Source organism: Streptomyces racemochromogenes (assembly GCF_044129415.1).
In the GTDB taxonomy this organism is placed as follows: domain Bacteria; phylum Actinomycetota; class Actinomycetes; order Streptomycetales; family Streptomycetaceae; genus Streptomyces; species Streptomyces racemochromogenes_A.
Window position 1 is genome coordinate 1 of the sequence record NZ_JBBDHD010000129.1, and the last position, 18490, is coordinate 18490.

An 18490-nucleotide genomic window follows, 5' to 3' on the forward strand; every position below is an offset into this window, starting at 1 on the left:
CAGTACATTCCGCCCGTTCCCGCGGGTCCGGGCGGTGGTGCGGGTGACGCCGCGACGCAGTACATTCCGCCCGTTCCCGCGGGTCCGGCCGGTGGCGCCGCTGATGCCGCGACGCAGTACATTCCGCCGGTTCCTGCGGGTCCGGGTGGTGGTGCGGGTGATGCGGCCACGCAGTACATTCCGCCGGTTCCTGCGGGTCCGGGTGGTGGTGCGGGTGATGCGGCCACGCAGTACATTCCGCCCGTTCCCGCGGGTCCGGGCGGTGGTGCGGGTGACGCCGCGACGCAGTACATTCCGCCCGTTCCTGCGGGTCCGGGCGGTGGCGCCGCTGATGCCGCCACGCAGTACATCCCGCCCGTTCCCGCCGGTCCCGGGCCCGCCGCCGGGGCCGGGGCGGCCGGGGACGGGTTCGACGGGCTGTTCCGGGACGAGGGCGGGGACGCGGGCGCCGGGCATACGCAGCAGCTGCCGCCCGTCACCGAGCCGGTGGCCCGGCGGACGCCGCCGCCCGCCGAGCCGCAGCGGCGCGCGCCGCGCCGCCCGCAGCCCCAGCCGCAGTTCGCGCCCCCGCCGCAGCAGTTCCAGGCTCCGCCCCCGCCCCCGCCGGCGCCCGCGCGCCGGATCCCGCCCGCGGTCATCGCCGCCGCGGTCTTCGGGCTGGCCGTGGCCGGGCTCGGGGTGGGTGCGCTGCTCGGCGACGGCAAGGCGCAGAACAACGACCCCGCCGCCGTGCCCCCGAAGGCCGAAGGGTCGAGCGCGGCCGACGCGCCGGGCGGGACCGCGCCGGTGGATCCGGCACGCCCGCAGGCCGTCCAGCTGGACAAGCTGCTCGCGGACGCCAACGACAGCCGGACCGCGGTGATCAAGGCCGTGGAGGACATCAAGGACTGCAAGAACCTCGGCCAGGCGGCCCAGGATCTCCGCGACGCCGCCCGCCAGCGCGACGAGCTGGTCACCCGGCTCTCGGACCTCAAGACGGACCTGCTGCCGAACCACGGCCGCCTCACGGCCGCCCTCACCAAGGCCTGGAACGCCTCGGCGGACGCGGACAACAGCTACGCGGACTGGGCGGACGACGCCGGCCACGACAAGGGCGGCTGCAAGGACGGCAAGGCCAAGCCCACCGACGCCGCCGCCGACGGCAACAAGTCGAGCGCCGAGGCCACCCGGGCGAAGGACTCGGCGGCGACCCTGTGGAACACGATCGCCGCCAAATACGGGCTGACCCGCCGCGACACGACCCAGCTGTAGCGGCCACGCCTGGGGCGGCTACGCCGAGCGCGGGGCCGACTCCAGGACCGAGGTCACGTCCACGTCCTGCTCACCGAGCTGGGCGACGAGCCGGCCCTGCTGGACGACCTGGAAGCTGACCCGGCCGTTCACCAGCCGCGGGAAGCCGGCCACCGCCCGCATGTCCTGGTAGCGCCAGCTCAGCTCCGGGGTGAGGTTGCCGGTGCCGATGCCCGAGGACTCGTTGAGCGCCCGGGCCAGCTTGCGGCCCGTGACCTCCTCGTCGGCCTTGAACCTCTGGACGACCTGGTTGAGCACCGTGTAGGCGATCCAGGTGGTCTGCGCCCCGCTGTCGTCGGCCTCGACGGTGTTGTCGCCGAAGGCGTCGTCGCTGATCACCTTGCGCATCGGCGCCCACAGCGGGTCCGTCGAGACGGGGTACCAGCTGGTGACGTACGCGCCCTCGAAGGGGCTCTCCTTGCCGCCGGTCCGGTCGACCAGGGCCTGGCTGACGCTGCCGAGGACGGAGGAGATCTGCGGGTTCCTGTGGAGGGTGGAGTCGGCGCGGCGGAAGGCGTCGAAGAAGGTCTCGGTGCGCTCGCCGAGCACCGCCGTGACGCAGCTCTTGGAGGACGGGGACGAACCCTTCGCGGCGGCCGAGCCGGAGGGGCTCGGGGCCGTCGTCCCCCTGGACGGCCCGTCCCCCTTGGCCGCCGGCGGCGGCGCGGCGCCCGCGTCCTTGGCGCCGCCCCCGCCCGGGCCGGCGTCGGACAGGGCCTCGCGGGCCTGCGGCGTCAGGTCGGCGGCGTCCTCGGCCGCCCGGATGTCGGAGGCCTCCGGGGTGCCGCTGGCCTTCAGCCCGGCGTTCAGCAGCACCGGCAGGGTGTCCCCGGCGAGGGTGTCCGGGCGGACCAGGGACACCTGGGAGCAGGCCTTGCCGAGCTGGTGGCCGGCGCCCGCGAGCAGGGCGGGCTGGCCGCCGTTGACCGGGTAGGACAGGGTGCTCTGGAACTCCTCCGGCGATACCCCGTATCCGCCGATGAAGGGGATCCCCTCGGCCTCCAGCGGGGCCATGAAGGCGCGCCCGTGCTGGCTGTAGGAGCCGACGACGGCCACCGCCTTCTTGGTGATGGCCTCGCGGGCGCAGTCGGCGGCGCCGGTCGCGGTGTTCTTCTCGTTGCAGGTCAGGACGCGCAGTTTGCGGCCCTTGATGCCACCGTTGGCGTTGATCCAGCGTTCGTACGCCTTGGCCATGCCGGGCATTCCGGGCATGTTGGTGGCTTTGGTTCCCATCGGAGCGAACGTCATGACCGTGAGGGTGTCCCCGGAGTTCTCCGGGCTGCCGGGGAGCACCCCGCACGCTGTGGTGAGACACGCACCTGTCGCCGCGGTAACGAGCAGTCGGGTCAAGGTGGTTGCGCGTCGGCATTTGGTCATGTCCCACGACCATTCCGCCACAGGGGTAACTCGGTGCCGAGGTGCACACAACATCCGGTGACACCCAGGTGAACGGCCGGGGGCGGGGTGCGGATAGGTGCGTCAAGATCGCATTTGTGGGGAACGTACGATCGAAAGCGTGACATTCGCCCAAGGTTCGAAGAACTCTTCCCGCCGCGGCGGCCGCTCCTCCACCATGGGCGGCATGCCCCTCAACGACATGCCGTGGTGGCGCTGGCGCAGCAACGTGCGCTCGGCGCTGCACATGCTCTCCGACCCCGCCTTCCAGGAGGAGGTCTGGCTCGCCGGAGTCGAAGGGTACGGGGACGTCACCGACGCCGTGTACCGGCTCGTCGAGGACACCTGGCTCGACAGCTGGTCCGCGGACAAGTACATCGGCACGATCTTCCGCGATGCCCAGGAGGCGGCCCTGGTCGACCTCGCCGTGCTGCGGGTGCTGCGGATCCTGCACCAGGTCGGCCCGGACGCGCCCGTGACCGCCTACCTGGAGCACCCCGCCTGGCCCGAGGCGGTCCGGGCGGCGCGCGAGGCGCACGTACGGATGTCCGCCGCCGACGGGGAGGACCCGGACGAGCGGCCGAGCTCCGTCGAAGTGCTGAGGATCCTCACGCGCGTGGTGTGACGTGCGCGGTGTGAAAGGCTATGGGGTCATGAGCGACCCGCAGCCCGGGGCCCAGCCCCTGCCCCAGTACGTCCTGACCGTGTCCTGCCCCGACAAGCAGGGCATCGTGCACGCCGTGTCCAGTTACCTGTTCATGACCGGCTGCAACATCGTGGACAGCCAGCAGTTCGGAGACCGGGAGACCGGGCTCTTCTTCATGCGGGTGCACTTCGAGGCCGAGCCGGAGGTGACGCTGGAGAAGCTGCGCGCCAGCTTCGCCGCCATCGGCGACAGCTTCCGGATGGACTGGCAGATCCACCGCTCCGACGAGCGCATGCGGATCGTGCTGATGGTGTCGAAGTTCGGCCACTGCCTGAACGACCTGCTCTTCCGCGCGAGCATCGGCGCGCTGCCGGTGGAGATCGCGGCGGTGGTCTCGAACCACACCGACTTCGCCGAGCTGGTCGGCTCGTACGACATCCCCTTCGTGCACATCCCGGTGACCAAGGACACCAAGGCCGCGGCCGAGGCGCAGCTGCTGGAGCTGGTGCGTGCGGAGAAGGTCGAGCTGGTGGTGCTGGCCCGCTACATGCAGGTGCTGTCGGACACCCTGTGCAAGGAGCTGAGCGGGCGGATCATCAACATCCACCACTCCTTCCTGCCGAGCTTCAAGGGCGCCAAGCCCTACCACCAGGCGCACGCGCGCGGTGTGAAGCTGATCGGCGCGACCGCGCACTACGTGACGGCCGACCTCGACGAGGGGCCGATCATCGAGCAGGAGGTCGAGCGGGTCGGGCACGAGGTCACCCCGGACCAGCTGGTCGCGATCGGGCGGGACGTGGAGTGCCAGGCGCTGGCGCGGGCCGTGAAGTGGCACAGCGAGCACCGGGTCCTGCTGAACGGGGCCCGCACGGTCGTCTTCGCGTGAAGCCGGCCCCCGCGGGGTCCGGGGGCGCCGCCCCCGGACCCCGCGGAGCGGGCCGCGTCAGGCGTCCGGGTCGACGCCGCAGTAGGCGGCGAAGGCGGTGAGGATCTCCTCCTCGCCGATGCGGCCGTCGCCGTCCGCGTCCAGGGCCGCGGCCACGTGGACCGCCAGCTCCGGGGCGGTGCCCAGGACGCGCAGGACGCGGGCCGCCGCCTCCGGGGTCGCGCCCGTGCCGGTGTCGTCCGCCACGGCGACCACCGCCGCGAGGAACGGCCGGGCGATCTCCGCGAACCGCTGCGGGTTGTCCCGCAGCCGCTTCGCGGCCCCGGTGACGAACTCCTCGCGCGACACCCGCTGGTCGCCGTCCACGTCGGCGATGCCGGCCAGGCCCTGCCAGAACGCCTCGGCGCCGGCGAACACGGCCTGGCCCCGGTCCGATCGGGCCGTGACACCGAATTCGGCCAGCACCGCCCTGGCGGCCGTACTGAAGTCCTCGCGGTCGATGTAGCCGGATCCGTCCTGGTCGAAGGTGGCGAATCGGGAGGCGATCTTGCGCTCGTACTCTGCGCTGTCCATATGCGGCGTTCCGCCTTCACATGTGCGTTGGGGTGCACTTGAGGTGCAGATCAAGTCAGGCAGGAGCGTAAGGCCTCGATGGCCTGCGCGTTAAGCCGAGCGGTCAACGAGGTGGCCGCATCGAACCCGCGCACGGGGAGCGCGGCGGGGCGCGTACGCGTGTACGGACGACCGGCGGGGAGGATCCCGCTAGCACGGGGTGTGCGCCTATGAGGGAGGTTCCCCCAAAACAGGCGCGCTCCAGCCGGTGGCGACTACATTTGACGGGTCGACACACGGCTGGAGGCACCATGGCGAAGGACGTACCACCGCGCTGGGACCGCCGCATGCAGCAGCGTCTCGCCCGCGGTGAGGCCGCCGCGCTCGGGGAGCTCTACGACCGGTTCGCCTCCCTCGTGCACAGCCTCGCCCACCGGGTGCTCGGCGACGAGAAGGCCGCCGACCGCATCACCCGCGAGGTCTTCGGCTACATCTGGGAGAACCCCGACGCCTACGACCCCAAGCAGGGCTCCATGCGCTCCTGGGTCGCCCGGATCACCCAGGGGCAGGCCGTCGCCCGGCTGCGCCAGGCCGAACTGGGCCGGGGCTCGCGCGAGGAACTCGAACAGAAGGTGCGCAGCGCCAACGCCGCCGCCCGCGCCGACTACATCGTCACCTCCATGCCCGCGCCGCTGCGGGCCGCCCTGGAACTCGCGTACTTCAAGCGCCGCGACTACCGGCAGGCCGCCGCCGACCTGCAGATCAGCGAGGACGAGGCGCGGCGTCGGCTGCGTCTCGGGCTCCAGCTGCTGTCGACCGCCAACGTCCTCCCGAGGGAGGACACCGCCCCGCCCGGATACGGCCCACGCGGATACGGAACCACCCGATGACCGGACCCACCGATGAAACCCCCGACGACGCGCACGAGCCCCGGGCGGGCGGATCCGCGCGGATACCGGGTCCGCGCGCGGCCGGTGACGACCTGGAAGCGCCCGAGGTCCTGCCGCCCCCGCCGCCCTCGCACGCCGTACTGAAGTCCCTGCTCGGGGCGTGGGCGCTGGCCGCGTGTTCCGCCGAGGAGACCCAGGCGGTCGAGGACCACCTCACCGAGTGCGCGCCCTGCGCCGAGGAGGCGCTGCGGCTGCGTGACGCCGTCGGGCTGCTGCACCCCGAGGAGAGCCTCGACCTGAAGCCGCTGCTGCGCTCGCGGGTGCTGGAGGACTGCCTGGGCAAGCGCCCGGCACGGATCCCCGTACCGGTGTGGGCGACCCCGTACGACACGGAGACCGCGCGGCTGGACGCCCTGCTGCGGGACTTCGGGGAGTCCGAGTGGGACACCCCGGTGCGGCTCAAGTGGTTCGAGGAGGAGCGCCGGCGCAGCCACCGCACCACGGTGGCGGGGGTGATCGGACACCTGCTCACGGTGGACGAGCTCGTGGCCACCGCGCTGGGCCTGGACGATCCGCTCGGCCCGCAGGCACCGCCGGGAGGTCCCACCGGCCGCACCGAGCACTTCTGGAACTCCCCCACCGCACCGGCGACCCGGAAGGTCCGCGAACCCTGGCGGGAGCAGGGGCACACCCTGGTGCGTACGGTCTCCTTCGCGGGACGGGGCGTGGCCGAGCTGGCCGTGGACTACGGGGCCTTCGCGCTGCCCCTCGGGGACGCCTTCCTGGAGCGCGCCTTCGAGTGCTGGGTGCACGCCTGGGACATCGCGGAGGCGGTGGACTACCCGTACGAGCCGCCGTCCGGCCCGCACCTGCACCGCATGATCGACCTCGCCGCCCGGCTGCTGCCCGGCGCCCTGGCCGGCCGCCGCCGCTCGGGCCTGGCGGCCCCGGCGCGCGGGCTGGTCGCGGCGGGGGCTCCGGGGCGCACCCTGCACCTGGAGATCGAGGGTGCGGGCGGGGGCGGATGGGACATCGCCCTGGACTCCCCGGCGGCGAAGCCCTCGCGGGAGCACACGGTGGCGGAGGTCGCGCTGGACGGCCTGGAGTTCTGCCAGCTGGCCGCCGGGCACATCTCCCCGGAGGACGCGGCGGTCGGCCAGACCGGCGACCGGGAGGCGATCCGCGACGTCCTGTTCGCGGCGGCGTCGCTGAGCCGTCTGTAGGCGCACGCGCGGGGGCGGATCCGGGGCCGGGTCCGCCCCGGGCCGGGGCCGGGCTCAGGAGTAGCGCTCGCGCAGGCGGTACTTGAGGACCTTGCGCAGGGCGTCGTTGCGCGGCAGGGCGTCGACCAGCTCCAGCTGTTCGGGGAGCTTGTGGGGGGACAGGCCCTGTGCGCGGAGGTGGGCGGTCACCTGGGGCAGGGTCAGCGGGGCCGCGCCCGGCGGCTGCTCGACCACGGCGCAGACGCGTTCGCCGCGCTCCTCGTCGGGCAGGCCGATGACGGCCACGTCGCCGACGCCGGGGAGCTGGTGGAGCAGGTCCTCGATCTCCTTCGCCGAGATGTTCTCGCCCTTGCGGATGATCACGTCCTTGCTGCGGCCGGTGAGGACCAGGTGGCCCGAGGGCGTGAGGTGGCCGAGGTCGCCGGTGATCAGGTAGCCGTCGGCGTCGAAGACCCCTGGGGCGTCCTCCTGCCCGAGGTAGCCCTGGCAGACGGCCTCGCCGCGCAGGCGGACCTCGCCGTCCGCGCCGGCGGGCAGGGGGGTGCCGTCGGGGGCGGTGATCCGGACGGACATGCCCTCCGGGGGGCGGCCCTCGGTGGTGGCGAGGTTCTCCGGGGTGTCGTCCGGGGAGCCCATGGTGATCATCGGGACCTCGGTCATGCCGTAGCCGTGGGTGAGCTGGCATCCCAGTTCGCGCACCACCGCGTGGTAGATCTCCGGCGGCTTGGGGGCGCCGCCGCCCGCGAGCAGGCGCAGGCTCGGAATGAGGGGCACGGCGGGGTCCTTGCGCTGTTCGGCGAGGAAGAGGGAGTAGAAGGCGGTGGAGCCGCCGGCGATGGTGACCCGGTGGCGGCGGTAGCCGTCCAGGGCCCCGGGCATCGCGAACTTCTCGAAGAGCACCGCCGGGAACCCGTACAGGAGCAGCATCACCGTGTAGTCGGGCCCGGCTATGTGCGCGTACGGGAAGGCCATCGAGCCGACGTCGGACGGGGTCAGGCACAGGGCGTGGGCGAGGCAGGAGCCGCCGGCGATCAGGGAGCGGTCGGTGTGCAGGACGCCCTTGGGGTCGGAGGTGGTGCCGGAGGTCCAGTAGATCCAGCGGACGGAGGTGCCGTCGGCGGGCGGCGGGGGCAGGACGGCCGGGTCGCCGTCGGGGAGGTCCCCGTACGCCTCGAAGACCCCGCGCGCGCCGAGGCGGGCGGCCATCGCGGTGTGGTCGAAGCCGCGCCAGGTGCCGGGTACGGCGAAGAACTCGGCGCCGGACTCGCGCAGGGCGAAGGCGACCTCGCGGTCGCGGTAGAAGGGGATCACGGGCGACTGCACGGCCCCGACGCGGGCGAGGGCGGCCGACAGCAGGACCGTCTCGATACGGGTCGGGAGCTGCCAGGCGACGACGGTGCCGGGGCGTACGCCCCGGTCGTGAAGGCCGGCGGCGACGCGTTCGGCCCGGTCGCGCAGGGCGCCGAAGGTGAGGGTGCGGTCGGCGGCGGGGTCCTCGGCGGCCTCGATGAGGGCCGGGGCGTCGGGGGTGAGGGCGGCGCGGCGGGAGATCAGCTCCCAGAGGGTGCGGGAGCGGCCGAGTTCCGTGGCGACGTCCCTCGCCGCGCTGTCCGTCGTCGTCATCTCGGACCTCCCCTGGGCGCGCCGCCCACATCAACTGACGGTCAGTCAGATCAAGGGCAGAGCGTAGGGCTCCGGCGCTTGTCGGTCCAGGGGTGGCGGGGCTAGCTTGTTTCTGACGATCCATCAGATTGGGGAGCTCGCATGGCACTGGAACTGCCTCGGATCATCAGCGTCGACGACCACGTGATCGAGCCCGCCCACCTCTTCGACGTGTGGCTGCCCGCGAAGTACCGCGACCGCGGCCCCCGGCCCCTCACCGCCGGCATCGGCGCGCTGGAGTACACCGGCGGCAAGTACGTGATCTCCATGGACCCCGACGGGCCGCCGACCGACTGGTGGATCTACGAGGACCTGAAGTTCCCGTACAAGCGCAACATCGCCGCGGTCGGCTTCGACCGCGACGACATGACCCTGGAGGGGATCACCCGCGCCGAGATGCGCCGCGGCTGCTGGGACCCCAAGGCGCGCCTCCTCGACATGGACCTCAACCACGTCGAGGCCTCCCTCTGCTTCCCCACCTTCCCGCGCTTCTGCGGGCAGACCTTCGCCGAGGCCGAGGACAAGGAGGTCGCCCTCGCCTGCGTGCGCGCGTACAACGACTGGATGGTCGAGGAGTGGTGCGGCGACAGCGGCGGCCGGCTGATCCCGCTGTGCATCATCCCCCTGTGGGACGTCGACCTCGCCGTCTCCGAGATCCGCCGCAACGCCGCCCGCGGGGTCCGCGCCGTGACCTTCTCCGAGATCCCCACCCACCTGGGGCTGCCGTCCATCCACTCCGGCTACTGGGACCCCTTCTTCGCCGCCTGCCAGGAGACCGGCACGGTCGTGAACATGCACATCGGGTCCTCGTCCCAGATGCCCGCCGCCTCCCCGGACGCCCCGCCCGCCGTCCAGGCCTCGCTCAGCTTCAACAACGCCATGGCCTCGATGATGGACTTCCTCTTCAGCGGGGTCCTGGTGAAGTTCCCCGCGCTGAAGCTCGCCTACAGCGAGGGCCAGATGGGATGGATCCCGTACGCCCTGGAGCGCGCGGACGACGTCTGGCGGGAGCACCGGGCATGGGGCGGGGTCCGCGGCCTGATCCCCGAGCCGCCGTCCACGTACTACTACCGGCAGATCTACTGCTGCTTCTTCCGCGACAAGCACGGCATCGCCTCGCTGGACGTCGTCGGCCGCGACAACGCCACCTTCGAGACCGACTACCCGCACGTGGACTCGACCTTCCCGCACACCAAGGAGGTCGCCCTCGACCACGTCGCGGGCCTGGACGACGAGACCGTCTACAAGCTGATGCGCGGCAACGCCATCCGCATGCTCGGCCTGTCCTTCGACCAGGACCGCTGATGGACCTGGCGTACACGCAGGAGGAGCGGGAGTTCCGGGCCCGGCTGCGGGAGTGGCTCGCCAAGGTGCTGCCCGAGCTGCCCGCCAAGCCCTCGCCCGACGACTGGCCCGCCCGGCGCGCCTACGACCTCGGCTGGCAGCGCCGGCTCCACGACGCCGGGTACGCGGGCCTGCACTGGCCCGTCGACGCCGGCGGACGGGGCGCCACCCCGACCCAGCACCTCATCTTCCTGGAGGAGACCGAGCGCGCCGGCGCCCCCTACGTCGGCGCGAACTTCGTCGGACTGCTGCACGCCGGGCCGACGATCGCCGCCGAGGGCACCGCCGAGCAGCGGGCGCGCTGGCTGCCGCCGGTGCTGCGCGGCGACGAGGTGTGGTGCCAGGGGTTCAGCGAGCCGGGCGCCGGCTCCGACCTGGCGGCCCTGCGCACCCGGGCGGTGCGCGACGGGGACGTGTACGTGGTCACCGGCTCGAAGATCTGGACCTCCCACGCGGAGGTCGCCGACTGGTGCGAGCTGCTCGTACGGACGGACCCGGCCGCGCCCAAGCACCGCGGGATCTCCTGGCTGGCCATGCCGATGGACGCGCCCGGGGTCACGGTCCGGCCCCTGCGCACCCTCGCCGGGTCGGCCGAGTTCGCGGAGGTGTTCCTGGACGAGGTCCGGGTGCCGGTCGCCAACCGGGTCGGCGCCGAGAACGACGGCTGGAGGGTCACGATGGTGACCCTGTCCTTCGAGCGGGGCACCGCCTTCGTCGGGGAGGTCGTCGCCTGCCGGCGGACGCTGGGCGCGCTGGCCCGGGCGGCCCGGGCGAACGGCCGCTGGGACGACCCGGTGCTGCGACGCCGGCTGGGCCGGCTGTACGGGGAGTTCGGCGCGCTGTGGCGGCTCACGCAGTGGAACGTCAGCGAGGCACAGGGCTCGGGCGGGGTCCCCGGCACCGGGGGCAGCGTCTTCAAGCTGGCCTACTCGCACGCGCGGCAGGAGCTGTACGACGCGGCCGCGGAGGTGCTGGGGGCCGGGGCGCTGTCGCTGGAGGAGGAGTGGACCCTGGAGCGGCTGTCGTCGCTCTCCTACACGATCGCGGCGGGAACCTCGCAGATCCAGCGGAACATCGTGGCCGAGCGGATCCTCGGCCTGCCGAAGGGGCGGTGAGCGTCGTGGACTTCCGGCTGACGGAGGACCAGCGGGACCTGCGGGCCGGCGTCCGCGCGATGCTCGCGCGGCGGTACGGGCGGGAGGCGCTGAGGGAGTCGGTGCCGGAGTCGGGGGCGGGGGCGGTCGTGGACCGGGGGCTCTGGCGGGAGCTGGGCGAGGCCGGGTTCTTCTCCCTGCGGCTCCCGGAGTCCGAGGGCGGGGTGGGGCTGGGCCTGCCGGAGGCGGTGCTCGTCTTCGAGGAGGCCGGCCGGGCGCTGCTGCCGGGGCCCCTGGTGGCGACGCACCTGGCGGCCGGAGTGGTCCCGGGGGCCGCGTCCGGCTCGGCGGTCGTGACGGCCTTCGACCTCGGCGGGCCGCTGGTGGCGTACCTGGGGGAGGCGGACGCCGTCCTGGGGGCGCCGGGGCTCCCGGCCGGCGAGCCGGTCCGCTCGGTGGACCCGCTGACCCCGCTGTGGCGGTCCGCGGGGGTGCTCCCGCCGGAGTTCCGGGAGGCGGGCACGCTGCTGACGGCGGCGCTCCAACTGGGCAGCGCGCTGCGGACGGTGGAGCTTGCGGTGCGCCACGCGGGGGAGCGCGAGCAGTTCGGGCAGCCGATCGGGGGCTTCCAGGCCGTCAAGCACCTGTGCGCGCAGATGCTGGTGCGCGCCGAGGTGGCCCGTACGGCGGTGTACGCGGCGGCGGTGACCGGTGACGCGGCCGAGATCGCCGCGGCGAAGCTCCTCGCGGACGAGGCGGCGGTGCGCGGGGCCCGGGACTGCCTCCAGGTCCACGGCGGGATGGGCTTCACCTGGGAGGCGGACGTGCACCTGCACCTGAAGCGGGCGTGGGTGCGGGCGGAGCAGTGGCACACCGCGGCGGAGTCGGAGGAACTCCTGGCGGCCCGCCTCGCGGAGGAATCGCGGCCGGAGCGGGAGCGGGAGCCGCAGAGGGGGTGACGGCGATGGGGTAGCAGCCTGTGACACAGGGGCACGGGAGGGACGACGCGGGACTCATGTCCGATTACAGAGAGTTGATATCGGTTTGTGTCCTTCGCGCGCCCCGATACGGCCCGGGCGCGGGGGTGTGCCACGGTACGCTCCCACGATGCGAGTGGTTGAGCGGCGCGGTAGCCGCACAGTATGCACCACACCTAATCCTTCGCGCTGGAATATGCCCGAAGCGCTTGTTGCGGTGACTGTACGTCAACCATGCTGCTCGGCATGGGGATCACAGTGGGTGATCCCGTCCTGTCGCGAGGCGAAGTGTCCGCCGGTTCGGATGGTGTGAGCGGTGCAGGTGCTTCAGGTGCAGCTGGAGGTAGGACCGGACCCGGCCGAGGTGGGCCGGGCGCGCCGGTGGGCGCGGTCCCGACTGGCGGGGTCCGGCATAGGGGACGACGAACCGCTCGCCGAGACGCTGATCCTGCTGATCTCCGAGCTGGTCACGAACGCGGTCGTGCACACGGGCTGTCCGGCCGTCCTGCGGATGCTCTTCGGGGGTCCGGGCGTACGGGTGGAGGTGGCCGACGCGAGCGACCGCGCCCCCGCCCGCCGGCAGGCCGCCGGGGACGACACGGGCGGGCGCGGGCTGGAGTTGGTGGACGGGCTCGCGGACCGGTGGGGCTGGCAGCGCGAGGGCGCGGGCAAGCGGATCTGGTGCGAGATCGACCGGGCGGCCGCGCAGCCCCCGGCGGGTCCGGCCGCGCCACCGAAGCCGCCGAAAAAAGTCGTACTGAAACGGGAACCACGCGTGTACCTCTAACGAGGTGTTGACGGTTCGTCACCGGTTGATCACCCTGGTGGTGAGCGATTCGTCGCGAGGGGACGCCAAGGGTCCTGTGCCTTGACGAGTGCGGGTCGTGGGGTGGCGGCTGCCGTGCCGCGCTCGGGGCGTGCATGCCGCACGCCGCCACCCGCAGGTCAGTGCGCCCCGCAGGGCGATGCTCCGCCCTCCGGCGTCACGGGTCTCCGGCCTGTCGGTGGTGCCGCGGTGGGACGACCCGGGCGTTGCTGCCGCGGGTGCGCAGCCAGTGTTCGAGGGCTGGGCCTGTCAGGGGGTGGGGGGTCCCGGCGGGAGTGGTGAGGGTGGTGGGGCCCGTGAGGGTGCCGGTGAGGCCCGTGACCCGGGTGGTGTCGTCCAAGGTGACCCGGAAGCTGGTTTCGCCGAGCCGGGCGCCCGTGAGGTCCGCGCCGCGGAGGTCGGTGTCGATGAGGGTGGCGCCCAGGAGGCACGCACCGCGGAGGGTGGCGCCGCGGGCGTCGGCGCCGTAGAGGTCCGCCCGGGTGAGGTCGGCGCCGTCCAGGGTCGTGCCGCGCAGGACGGCGCCGTCCAGGTCGGCCCGGACGAAGCAGGCGCCCGTGGCGTCGGCGCCGGTGAGGTCGGCGCTCTGGAGATTGCTGCGGTGGAAGTCGGTGCCGTGGAGGCGGGTGCGGGTCAGGTCGACGGCGCAGAGGAGGGACGAGGAGAGGTCCGCCCCTGACAGATCGGCGCCGCTGAGGTCCAGGGAGGAGAGGTCGACGCCGCCGGGTTTCCCCTCGGCCCCTTCCTCGACCCACTTCCACAGCCAGTCCGCCGCCTCCGGGTCGGCCGGCAGCAGTACCCGCCAGGGGAGGACCGCCGGGCGGCGGTGCCGGTACCAGGGGGTGACCGACGGGTCGGCACCGAGTTCCTCGCCGGCGTCGTCGATCGTCAGCTCGTGGAAGCGGGCGTCGAGGGTGGTGAGGGCGGTGCGTACGGCGTCGGGGAGGGTGGGGAGGGCGGCTTCCAGGCGGTCGCGGGCCTCCAGGTCGGCGCGGTACAGGTCGGCGCCGTACCAGCGTGCGGGGGGCCAGCCGGCGGCCATGCGGGAGATCAGGGCCTCCCAGGGGTGGAGGAGGTCCCGGTGCTCGCCCAGGGCGTCCGCGAGGGGGGTGTGCGCGGGGACGCCGTGCACCGTGGCGGGCAGGCCCTCCACTTCGGCCTCGGGGAAGGCGGCGAGACCGGTCTGGGTGGCGTAGACGCGGAACCAGGGCTGGTCCTGCGCTATGTCCAGGTCCTCGATGGCCGCGTACGTGGTCCAGCCCTGCGGGAGGAACACCTTCCGGACCCACGGCACCGTCCCCCACTCGACCAGCACCGAGGTCCCCGACTCCCGCGCCAGCGCCGCCGCGACCTCCTCGGGGGCGGGGGGTGCGGTGACGGCCGGGGTGGCGTAGACCTGCACCATGCCGCGCAGGTCGCCGGCGCGCAGCACCTCGTACTCGCAGGTGACCAGGGCGGTGTCCCAGTTCCGGCCGTCGACCGTCCCGTCCGGGGCGACGTCGACCCGGGCCTGCGGTACCGCGAAGGCTTCGGCCAGGGCCCTGGTCAGGGCGTCCGGGCCGGGTGCGGCGGCCGTGAGGAAGCCGTACGCCGTTCCGTTCACCGCCCGTACCGCTTCTCGATGCCCGCGATGACCAGGGCGAGGCCCTCTTCGAAGCCCTCGTCGTAGTCCTGGAAGAGGTCCGCTCCGGCTTCGGCGGCGAGCGGGAAGTCGGCCAGGCGGGCGGCGCGTTCGGCGACGTCGAAGCCTTCGCGGCGTTCGCCCGGGAGGGGTTCGACGCCCTGCTCCTCCGTGACGAAGCCGAGGGTGAAGAAGTACGCCGTCGTGGTGGCGCGGACGGCCTGGGGGAGGGTGAAGCCCGCTTCGGTGAAGGCGCGGAGGTTCGCCTCCATCTCGACCGCGTGCTCGGTGCCGGTGAAGCGGGAGCCGCTGAAGACCTTCGCGCCGTCGCGGTAGCGCAGCAGCGCGGCGCGCAGACCGCGGTGGGCGGTCAGCAGGCGGTCCTGCCAGGAGAGGCCGGGGGAGAGGGGGAAGTCCGCCGTCATGCGGCGGTACATCTCCGTGGCCATCTCGTCGAGGAGCTCCTGCTTGTTCTTGAAGTGCCAGTAGAGGGCGGGCGCCTGGACGTCCAGTTCCTTGGCGATCGCGCGCAGGCTCAGGCCGTCGAGGCCGACCTCGTTGAGGAGGCGCAGGGAGGTGTCGACGGCCTGCTTCTTGTCGAGCTTCGGGGTTCGGTGCGTGGCCACGCTTGACAGTTTAACAGCGTTAAGGGGAAGGTGGGGGTGGCAACAACTTAACGGTGTTAAGGAGTGTGTGATGGGTGTGGACACGGGTGTGGACGCGGGCGGGGCTGTGGATGTGCTCGTCGTGGGCGCCGGGGCCGCCGGGCTCGCGCTCGGGGTCGACCTCGCGCGGCGGGGCGTGCGGGCGCTCGTCGTGGAGCGCGAGGGCCGGCTGTTCCCCGGCTCGCGCGGCAAGGGGATCCAGCCGCGGACCCTGGAGGTCTTCGACGACCTCGGGGTCGGCGCGGCCGTCCGGGCCGCCGGAGGCCCCTACCCGACGGGAATGCTCTGGAAGGACGGGAAGCGGCTCGGCGAGCAGAAGCTGTGGGACGAGCCGGACGTGGTGGAGGGCTCGCCGTACCGCGAGCCGTGGATGCTGCCGCAGTGGCGCACCCAGGAGATCCTCCACGCCCGCCTCACCGAGCTGGGTGGCCGCGTCGCCTTCGGCCGGGAGCTGGTGGGTGTCGCGCAGGACGCGGACGGGGTGACGGCCGAGTTCGCCACCGGCGCTCCCGTGCGGGCCCGGTACGCCGTCGCCGCCGACGGCGGCCGGTCCACGGTGCGGCGGCTTCTCGGGGTCGGGATGACGGGGGAGACCGTCGACCCGCACCCGGTCCTGGTGGCCGACGTCCGCGTCGACGGCCTCGACCGCGACCACTGGCACATCTTCCCGCCCGCGGAGGGCGAGGGCTTCCTCGCCGTATGCCCGCTCGCCGGGACGGAGGACTTCCAGGTCACCGCCCAGATGCCGGAGGACGTCGGCTCGGCGGTCGACCTGTCCCTCGAAGGGCTGCGCGCGGTCGTCGCCGCCCGCTCGCACCTGGACCCGGCCCAGGTGACGGAGGTGCGCTGGGCCTCGGACTTCCGGCCCCGGGCCGCGCTGGCCGACCGGTTCCGGGAGGGGCGCGTCTTCCTCGTCGGGGACGCCGCGCACGTGCACTCGCCGGCGGGCGGGCAGGGGCTCAACACCAGCGTGCAGGACGCGTACAACCTGGGCTGGAAGCTGGCCGCGGTACTGGGCGGCGGAGCGCCGGAGTCGCTGCTCGACACGTACGAGGAGGAGCGGCTGCCCGTCGCAGCCGCCATGCTCGGCCTGTCGACCCGGATCCACCGGGGCGAGGCCCGCCGCGGCGCGGCCACGCAGCAGCTGGGCCTGGGCTACCGGGGCTCCTCCCTGGCGGTGGAGACCCGCACGGACCTCGCCGACGGAGCCCTGCGGGCCGGCGACCGCGCCCCGGACGGCGACCGGGGCGGCCTCCGGCTCTTCGACGCGTACCGCGGGACGCACTGGACCCTGCTGGTCGTGGGCTCCGCGACCCCGGCGGAACTGCCGGGCGCGCGGACGCTGCGGATCCCGTCGTACGGGGCCTACGGCGACGGCGTGTTCCTCGTACGGCCCGACGGCTACGTGGGCTGGGCGGGGGATACAGAGGAGGGCATGGCGGCGTACGCGGCCGGCGTCGGCCTCTAGCGGCGCGCGCCCCGACCGCCGCTGACCGCCGCCCCGGACGGCCCGCCGCCAGAGCGCCCGATGCCGTCATCCCCCCCGCATTGGCTTCGCGGCGCCATGCGCGGACGAGATCGCCCTGCTCGTCCCAGACGCTCTCCTCCCTCAGGGAGTAGACGGTGTCGTCGAAGAACTTCCGGGACGGGAGGACGCCATGGGGATGCCATTCCAGGAACTCGCCCGACGCGGAGCCGTTGACGACAGTCCCCCGCAGCTTCGGAGTGCCGTCCGGATACCACCCCCGAGACGGGCCGTTCCGGACCCCGTCGAGGTGCCGGCGAGGCCGGTCAGTTGTCGGATGGGGAGACGGTCGCCACGATCTCGCCGATGAGCCTGGCCGCCTTGAGCTCGTCTAGCTCGGTCAGGCCCGCCTCCTTCAGCTCCGTTTCCCCTGCCGGGACCAGGTCGGTCGGTTCCCAGCGCAGGTCGCGGGTGAACAGTTCGTCCCGCTGTTCACCCCGCAGCACACGGCGCCTGAGGAGGGGGCCCTGGCCGTCCTCCGCGGTGTAGTACGTGATCCGGCCGTCGGCGTCGAGGGCGTCGAGGACGGTGGTCCCGAGGTGCGTGACGGGCGGATTGCCGCGGTACGCCCCCGGGGTGCCGAGGCGGAGGCTCACGCCCGTCAGGTCGACGGCGCCGGAGCTCTCGCGGAGGAACTCGCCGCCGCGCTCGTAGAAGAGGACCAGCGGCTCGTACAGGTCGGGGAGGCCCGGGAAGGCGGCCGGGTCCTGCGTGCGGAGCGCGGCCAGACGGACGGCCCCGGCGCAGGTGGCGCGGACCTCACCGCTGGGGAGGCGGCCGAGGAGTTCCGCGAGTGCGGCCTCCGTCTCGGCAGGGAGGCGGAACTCGGGCGCCGCGTGCGCGGTGATGTCGAAGAAGGGCCAGGCGGCTTCCGCCTCCGCGTACGCCTGCGACCACACGGCCGCCCGGCGCAGGTACTCGCGGAAGAGCACGCGGCGCGACTTGACGTGCCCGAACGCGAAGTCCCAGTCGGCCGCCCACCGCACGGTGCGGAGGCTGTCCAGTACGGCCGATGCCGTTCGAGCGGTCACTTGAGTTCGATTCCCTTCGCGCGCAGCTCGTCCTTCAGAGCCGCCACCACTTCATCGATGTTGGACAGGTCGGGCGCCAGTTGGACGTCCGGTACGTCGAACCCTGCCCTGCCCCACTGGCTGAATCCGCCCCTGCCTTCGTTCACCGCGAGGTCGTGGGCGCCGGCGTCATGAGGGTTGCTGGGGAAGTCGCGATAGTACTCGATCGGGCCGTCACCGTTCTGGAACGACTCCCACAGGTGCGGGGCGTCCACGGTATAGGGCAGCCCGGCCTCCATGAGCCGGCTCTCGACGTACTCGTGCCCGATGTAGCGCTCGAACTTCGTCGCCTCTTCGGGAGTGAGCTCGCGCTTGCCCGCCGCCTCCCAGATCTCCGCGATGTCGCTGCGCGGCGTGAAGTAACCGTGCCTCGACAGGGCGGGCCCCTCGGGTACCACGTGCTCGGTGAGGAAGAAGTGGGTGCGGACGCTGTCCAGCACCTTCGTGCTGATTCCGGTGTTGTGGGAGATGGCGCCGAGGTCGAGGGTCTCCGGGTTGGCGCGGACCTTGTCGTAGAACTCCGCCGCCTTGACGTGTTCGGCGGTGGGTTCCTCGATGTAGCGGCCGCCGTCCGGCCGGGGCTCGGAGCCGCCGGGCAGGACGCCGTCGCCGGGACCGCCGTGGGGGGCGTCGGGGAGGGAGCCGCCCGGGCCGTCGCCCTGGTGGGGGATGGACGGGCCGTCGCCGTGGCCGCCGCCGGTGGACGGGCCGTCGCCGTGGCCGCCGGTCGGGGTGGTGTCCCCGTGGCCGCCGGTGGTGGGGGTGGTGTCGGTGCCGCCGTGGCCGGGGGTGGTGCCGGTGTTGCCGGGTTCGGTGTGGCTGTT

Annotated in this window: 16 protein-coding genes and 1 pseudogene; 10 read left to right on the forward strand and 7 right to left on the reverse strand. The window is 73.3% G+C overall.

The window, feature by feature from the left end; translation table 11 throughout:
* Nucleotides 1–486: 486 nt before the first annotated feature.
* Nucleotides 487–1251 carry a hypothetical protein gene (locus WDV06_RS30925; RefSeq protein WP_395513113.1) on the forward strand — a complete coding sequence of 255 codons (765 nt, stop codon included), beginning with the start codon at nt 487–489 and terminating at the stop codon, nt 1249–1251.
* A gap of 18 nt (nt 1252–1269) precedes the next feature.
* Here WDV06_RS30925 and WDV06_RS30930 read toward each other — a convergent pair whose 3' ends face one another.
* The gene (locus WDV06_RS30930; protein WP_395513114.1) at nt 1270–2667 is read right to left on the reverse strand and encodes an ABC transporter substrate-binding protein; all 1398 of its coding nucleotides are present in this window, start codon (nt 2665–2667) and stop codon (nt 1270–1272) included.
* Between the two features lie 196 nt (nt 2668–2863).
* On the opposite strand from WDV06_RS30930, the gene WDV06_RS30935 reads away from it, so the two are divergent.
* Nucleotides 2864–3310, forward strand: a complete 447-nt coding sequence (locus WDV06_RS30935; protein ID WP_395513126.1) for an SCO4402 family protein — start codon at nt 2864–2866, stop codon at nt 3308–3310.
* 28 nt (nt 3311–3338) lie between these two features.
* Complete coding sequence (purU, locus tag WDV06_RS30940; protein WP_395513115.1) at nt 3339–4217, forward strand: formyltetrahydrofolate deformylase; 879 nt, start codon at nt 3339–3341, stop codon at nt 4215–4217.
* A gap of 57 nt (nt 4218–4274) precedes the next feature.
* Here purU and WDV06_RS30945 read toward each other — a convergent pair whose 3' ends face one another.
* Entirely contained in the window at nt 4275–4790 is a 516-nt protein-coding gene (locus tag WDV06_RS30945) for an EF-hand domain-containing protein (RefSeq protein ID WP_395513116.1), read from the reverse strand.
* Nucleotides 4791–5080: 290 nt separating this feature from the next.
* Here WDV06_RS30945 and WDV06_RS30950 point away from each other — a divergent pair, with 290 nt between their 5' ends.
* Both WDV06_RS30950 and WDV06_RS30955 read left to right on the forward strand, forming a co-directional pair.
* On the forward strand, nt 5081–5659 hold the full coding sequence (locus WDV06_RS30950; RefSeq protein ID WP_042816979.1) for a sigma-70 family RNA polymerase sigma factor: 579 nt from the start codon (nt 5081–5083) through the stop codon (nt 5657–5659).
* Nucleotides 5656–6882, forward strand: coding sequence for a maleylpyruvate isomerase N-terminal domain-containing protein (locus WDV06_RS30955; RefSeq protein ID WP_395513117.1), 1227 nt, complete (start codon nt 5656–5658; stop codon nt 6880–6882). Before WDV06_RS30950 ends, WDV06_RS30955 begins: the two co-directional genes overlap by 4 nt.
* A gap of 54 nt (nt 6883–6936) precedes the next feature.
* Here WDV06_RS30955 and WDV06_RS30960 read toward each other — a convergent pair whose 3' ends face one another.
* On the reverse strand, nt 6937–8505 hold the full coding sequence (locus tag WDV06_RS30960; protein WP_395513118.1) for an AMP-binding protein: 1569 nt from the start codon (nt 8503–8505) through the stop codon (nt 6937–6939).
* 141 nt (nt 8506–8646) lie between these two features.
* Here WDV06_RS30960 and WDV06_RS30965 point away from each other — a divergent pair, with 141 nt between their 5' ends.
* From WDV06_RS30965 to WDV06_RS30980, 4 genes are all read left to right on the forward strand, one after another.
* A complete protein-coding gene (locus WDV06_RS30965) occupies nt 8647–9849 on the forward strand; it encodes an amidohydrolase family protein (RefSeq protein ID WP_395513119.1) in 1203 nt (400 codons plus the stop codon).
* Nucleotides 9849–11003: an acyl-CoA dehydrogenase family protein gene (locus WDV06_RS30970; RefSeq protein ID WP_395513120.1), complete on the forward strand. Its 1155-nt coding sequence runs from the start codon at nt 9849–9851 to the stop codon at nt 11001–11003. Before WDV06_RS30965 ends, WDV06_RS30970 begins: the two co-directional genes overlap by 1 nt.
* A gap of 5 nt (nt 11004–11008) precedes the next feature.
* Nucleotides 11009–11941, forward strand: a complete 933-nt coding sequence (locus WDV06_RS30975; RefSeq protein ID WP_395513127.1) for an acyl-CoA dehydrogenase family protein — start codon at nt 11009–11011, stop codon at nt 11939–11941.
* A 334-nt stretch (nt 11942–12275) separates the two neighbouring features.
* Nucleotides 12276–12746, forward strand: coding sequence for an ATP-binding protein (locus WDV06_RS30980; protein ID WP_395513121.1), 471 nt, complete (start codon nt 12276–12278; stop codon nt 12744–12746).
* Between the two features lie 196 nt (nt 12747–12942).
* On the opposite strand, the gene WDV06_RS30985 is transcribed toward WDV06_RS30980, so the two are convergent.
* Nucleotides 12943–14388, reverse strand: coding sequence for a pentapeptide repeat-containing protein (locus WDV06_RS30985; protein ID WP_395513122.1), 1446 nt, complete (start codon nt 14386–14388; stop codon nt 12943–12945).
* Nucleotides 14385–15032, reverse strand: a complete 648-nt coding sequence (locus WDV06_RS30990) for a TetR/AcrR family transcriptional regulator C-terminal domain-containing protein (protein WP_395513123.1) — start codon at nt 15030–15032, stop codon at nt 14385–14387. Before WDV06_RS30990 ends, WDV06_RS30985 begins: the two co-directional genes overlap by 4 nt.
* 70 nt (nt 15033–15102) lie before the next feature.
* Between WDV06_RS30990 and WDV06_RS30995 the strand changes: the two genes are divergently transcribed.
* On the forward strand, nt 15103–16539 hold the full coding sequence (locus WDV06_RS30995; RefSeq protein ID WP_395513124.1) for an FAD-dependent monooxygenase: 1437 nt from the start codon (nt 15103–15105) through the stop codon (nt 16537–16539).
* A gap of 323 nt (nt 16540–16862) precedes the next feature.
* Here WDV06_RS30995 and WDV06_RS31000 read toward each other — a convergent pair whose 3' ends face one another.
* A complete protein-coding gene (locus WDV06_RS31000; protein WP_395513125.1) occupies nt 16863–17627 on the reverse strand; it encodes a hypothetical protein in 765 nt (254 codons plus the stop codon).
* A pseudogene (locus WDV06_RS31005) lies at nt 17624–18490 on the reverse strand (hypothetical protein); the annotation flags it as partial. The gene WDV06_RS31000 and the pseudogene WDV06_RS31005, both read right to left, overlap by 4 nt.

What these genes read in the sequence shown, in the direction of transcription:
- purU (WP_395513115.1), top strand. Translation starts at nt 3,339, where the DNA reads ATGAGCGACCCGCAGCCCGGGGCCCAGCCCCTGCCCCAGTACGTCCTG.
- WDV06_RS30935 (WP_395513126.1), top strand. Translation starts at nt 2,864, where the DNA reads ATGGGCGGCATGCCCCTCAACGACATGCCGTGGTGGCGCTGGCGCAGC.
- WDV06_RS30965 (WP_395513119.1), top strand. Translation starts at nt 8,647, where the DNA reads ATGGCACTGGAACTGCCTCGGATCATCAGCGTCGACGACCACGTGATC.
- WDV06_RS30930 (WP_395513114.1), bottom strand. Translation starts at nt 2,667, where the DNA reads ATGACCAAATGCCGACGCGCAACCACCTTGACCCGACTGCTCGTTACC.
- WDV06_RS30945 (WP_395513116.1), bottom strand. Translation starts at nt 4,790, where the DNA reads ATGGACAGCGCAGAGTACGAGCGCAAGATCGCCTCCCGATTCGCCACC.
- WDV06_RS30970 (WP_395513120.1), top strand. Translation starts at nt 9,849, where the DNA reads ATGGACCTGGCGTACACGCAGGAGGAGCGGGAGTTCCGGGCCCGGCTG.
- WDV06_RS30995 (WP_395513124.1), top strand. Translation starts at nt 15,103, where the DNA reads ATGGGTGTGGACACGGGTGTGGACGCGGGCGGGGCTGTGGATGTGCTC.
- WDV06_RS30950 (WP_042816979.1), top strand. Translation starts at nt 5,081, where the DNA reads ATGGCGAAGGACGTACCACCGCGCTGGGACCGCCGCATGCAGCAGCGT.
- WDV06_RS30955 (WP_395513117.1), top strand. Translation starts at nt 5,656, where the DNA reads ATGACCGGACCCACCGATGAAACCCCCGACGACGCGCACGAGCCCCGG.
- WDV06_RS30960 (WP_395513118.1), bottom strand. Translation starts at nt 8,505, where the DNA reads ATGACGACGACGGACAGCGCGGCGAGGGACGTCGCCACGGAACTCGGC.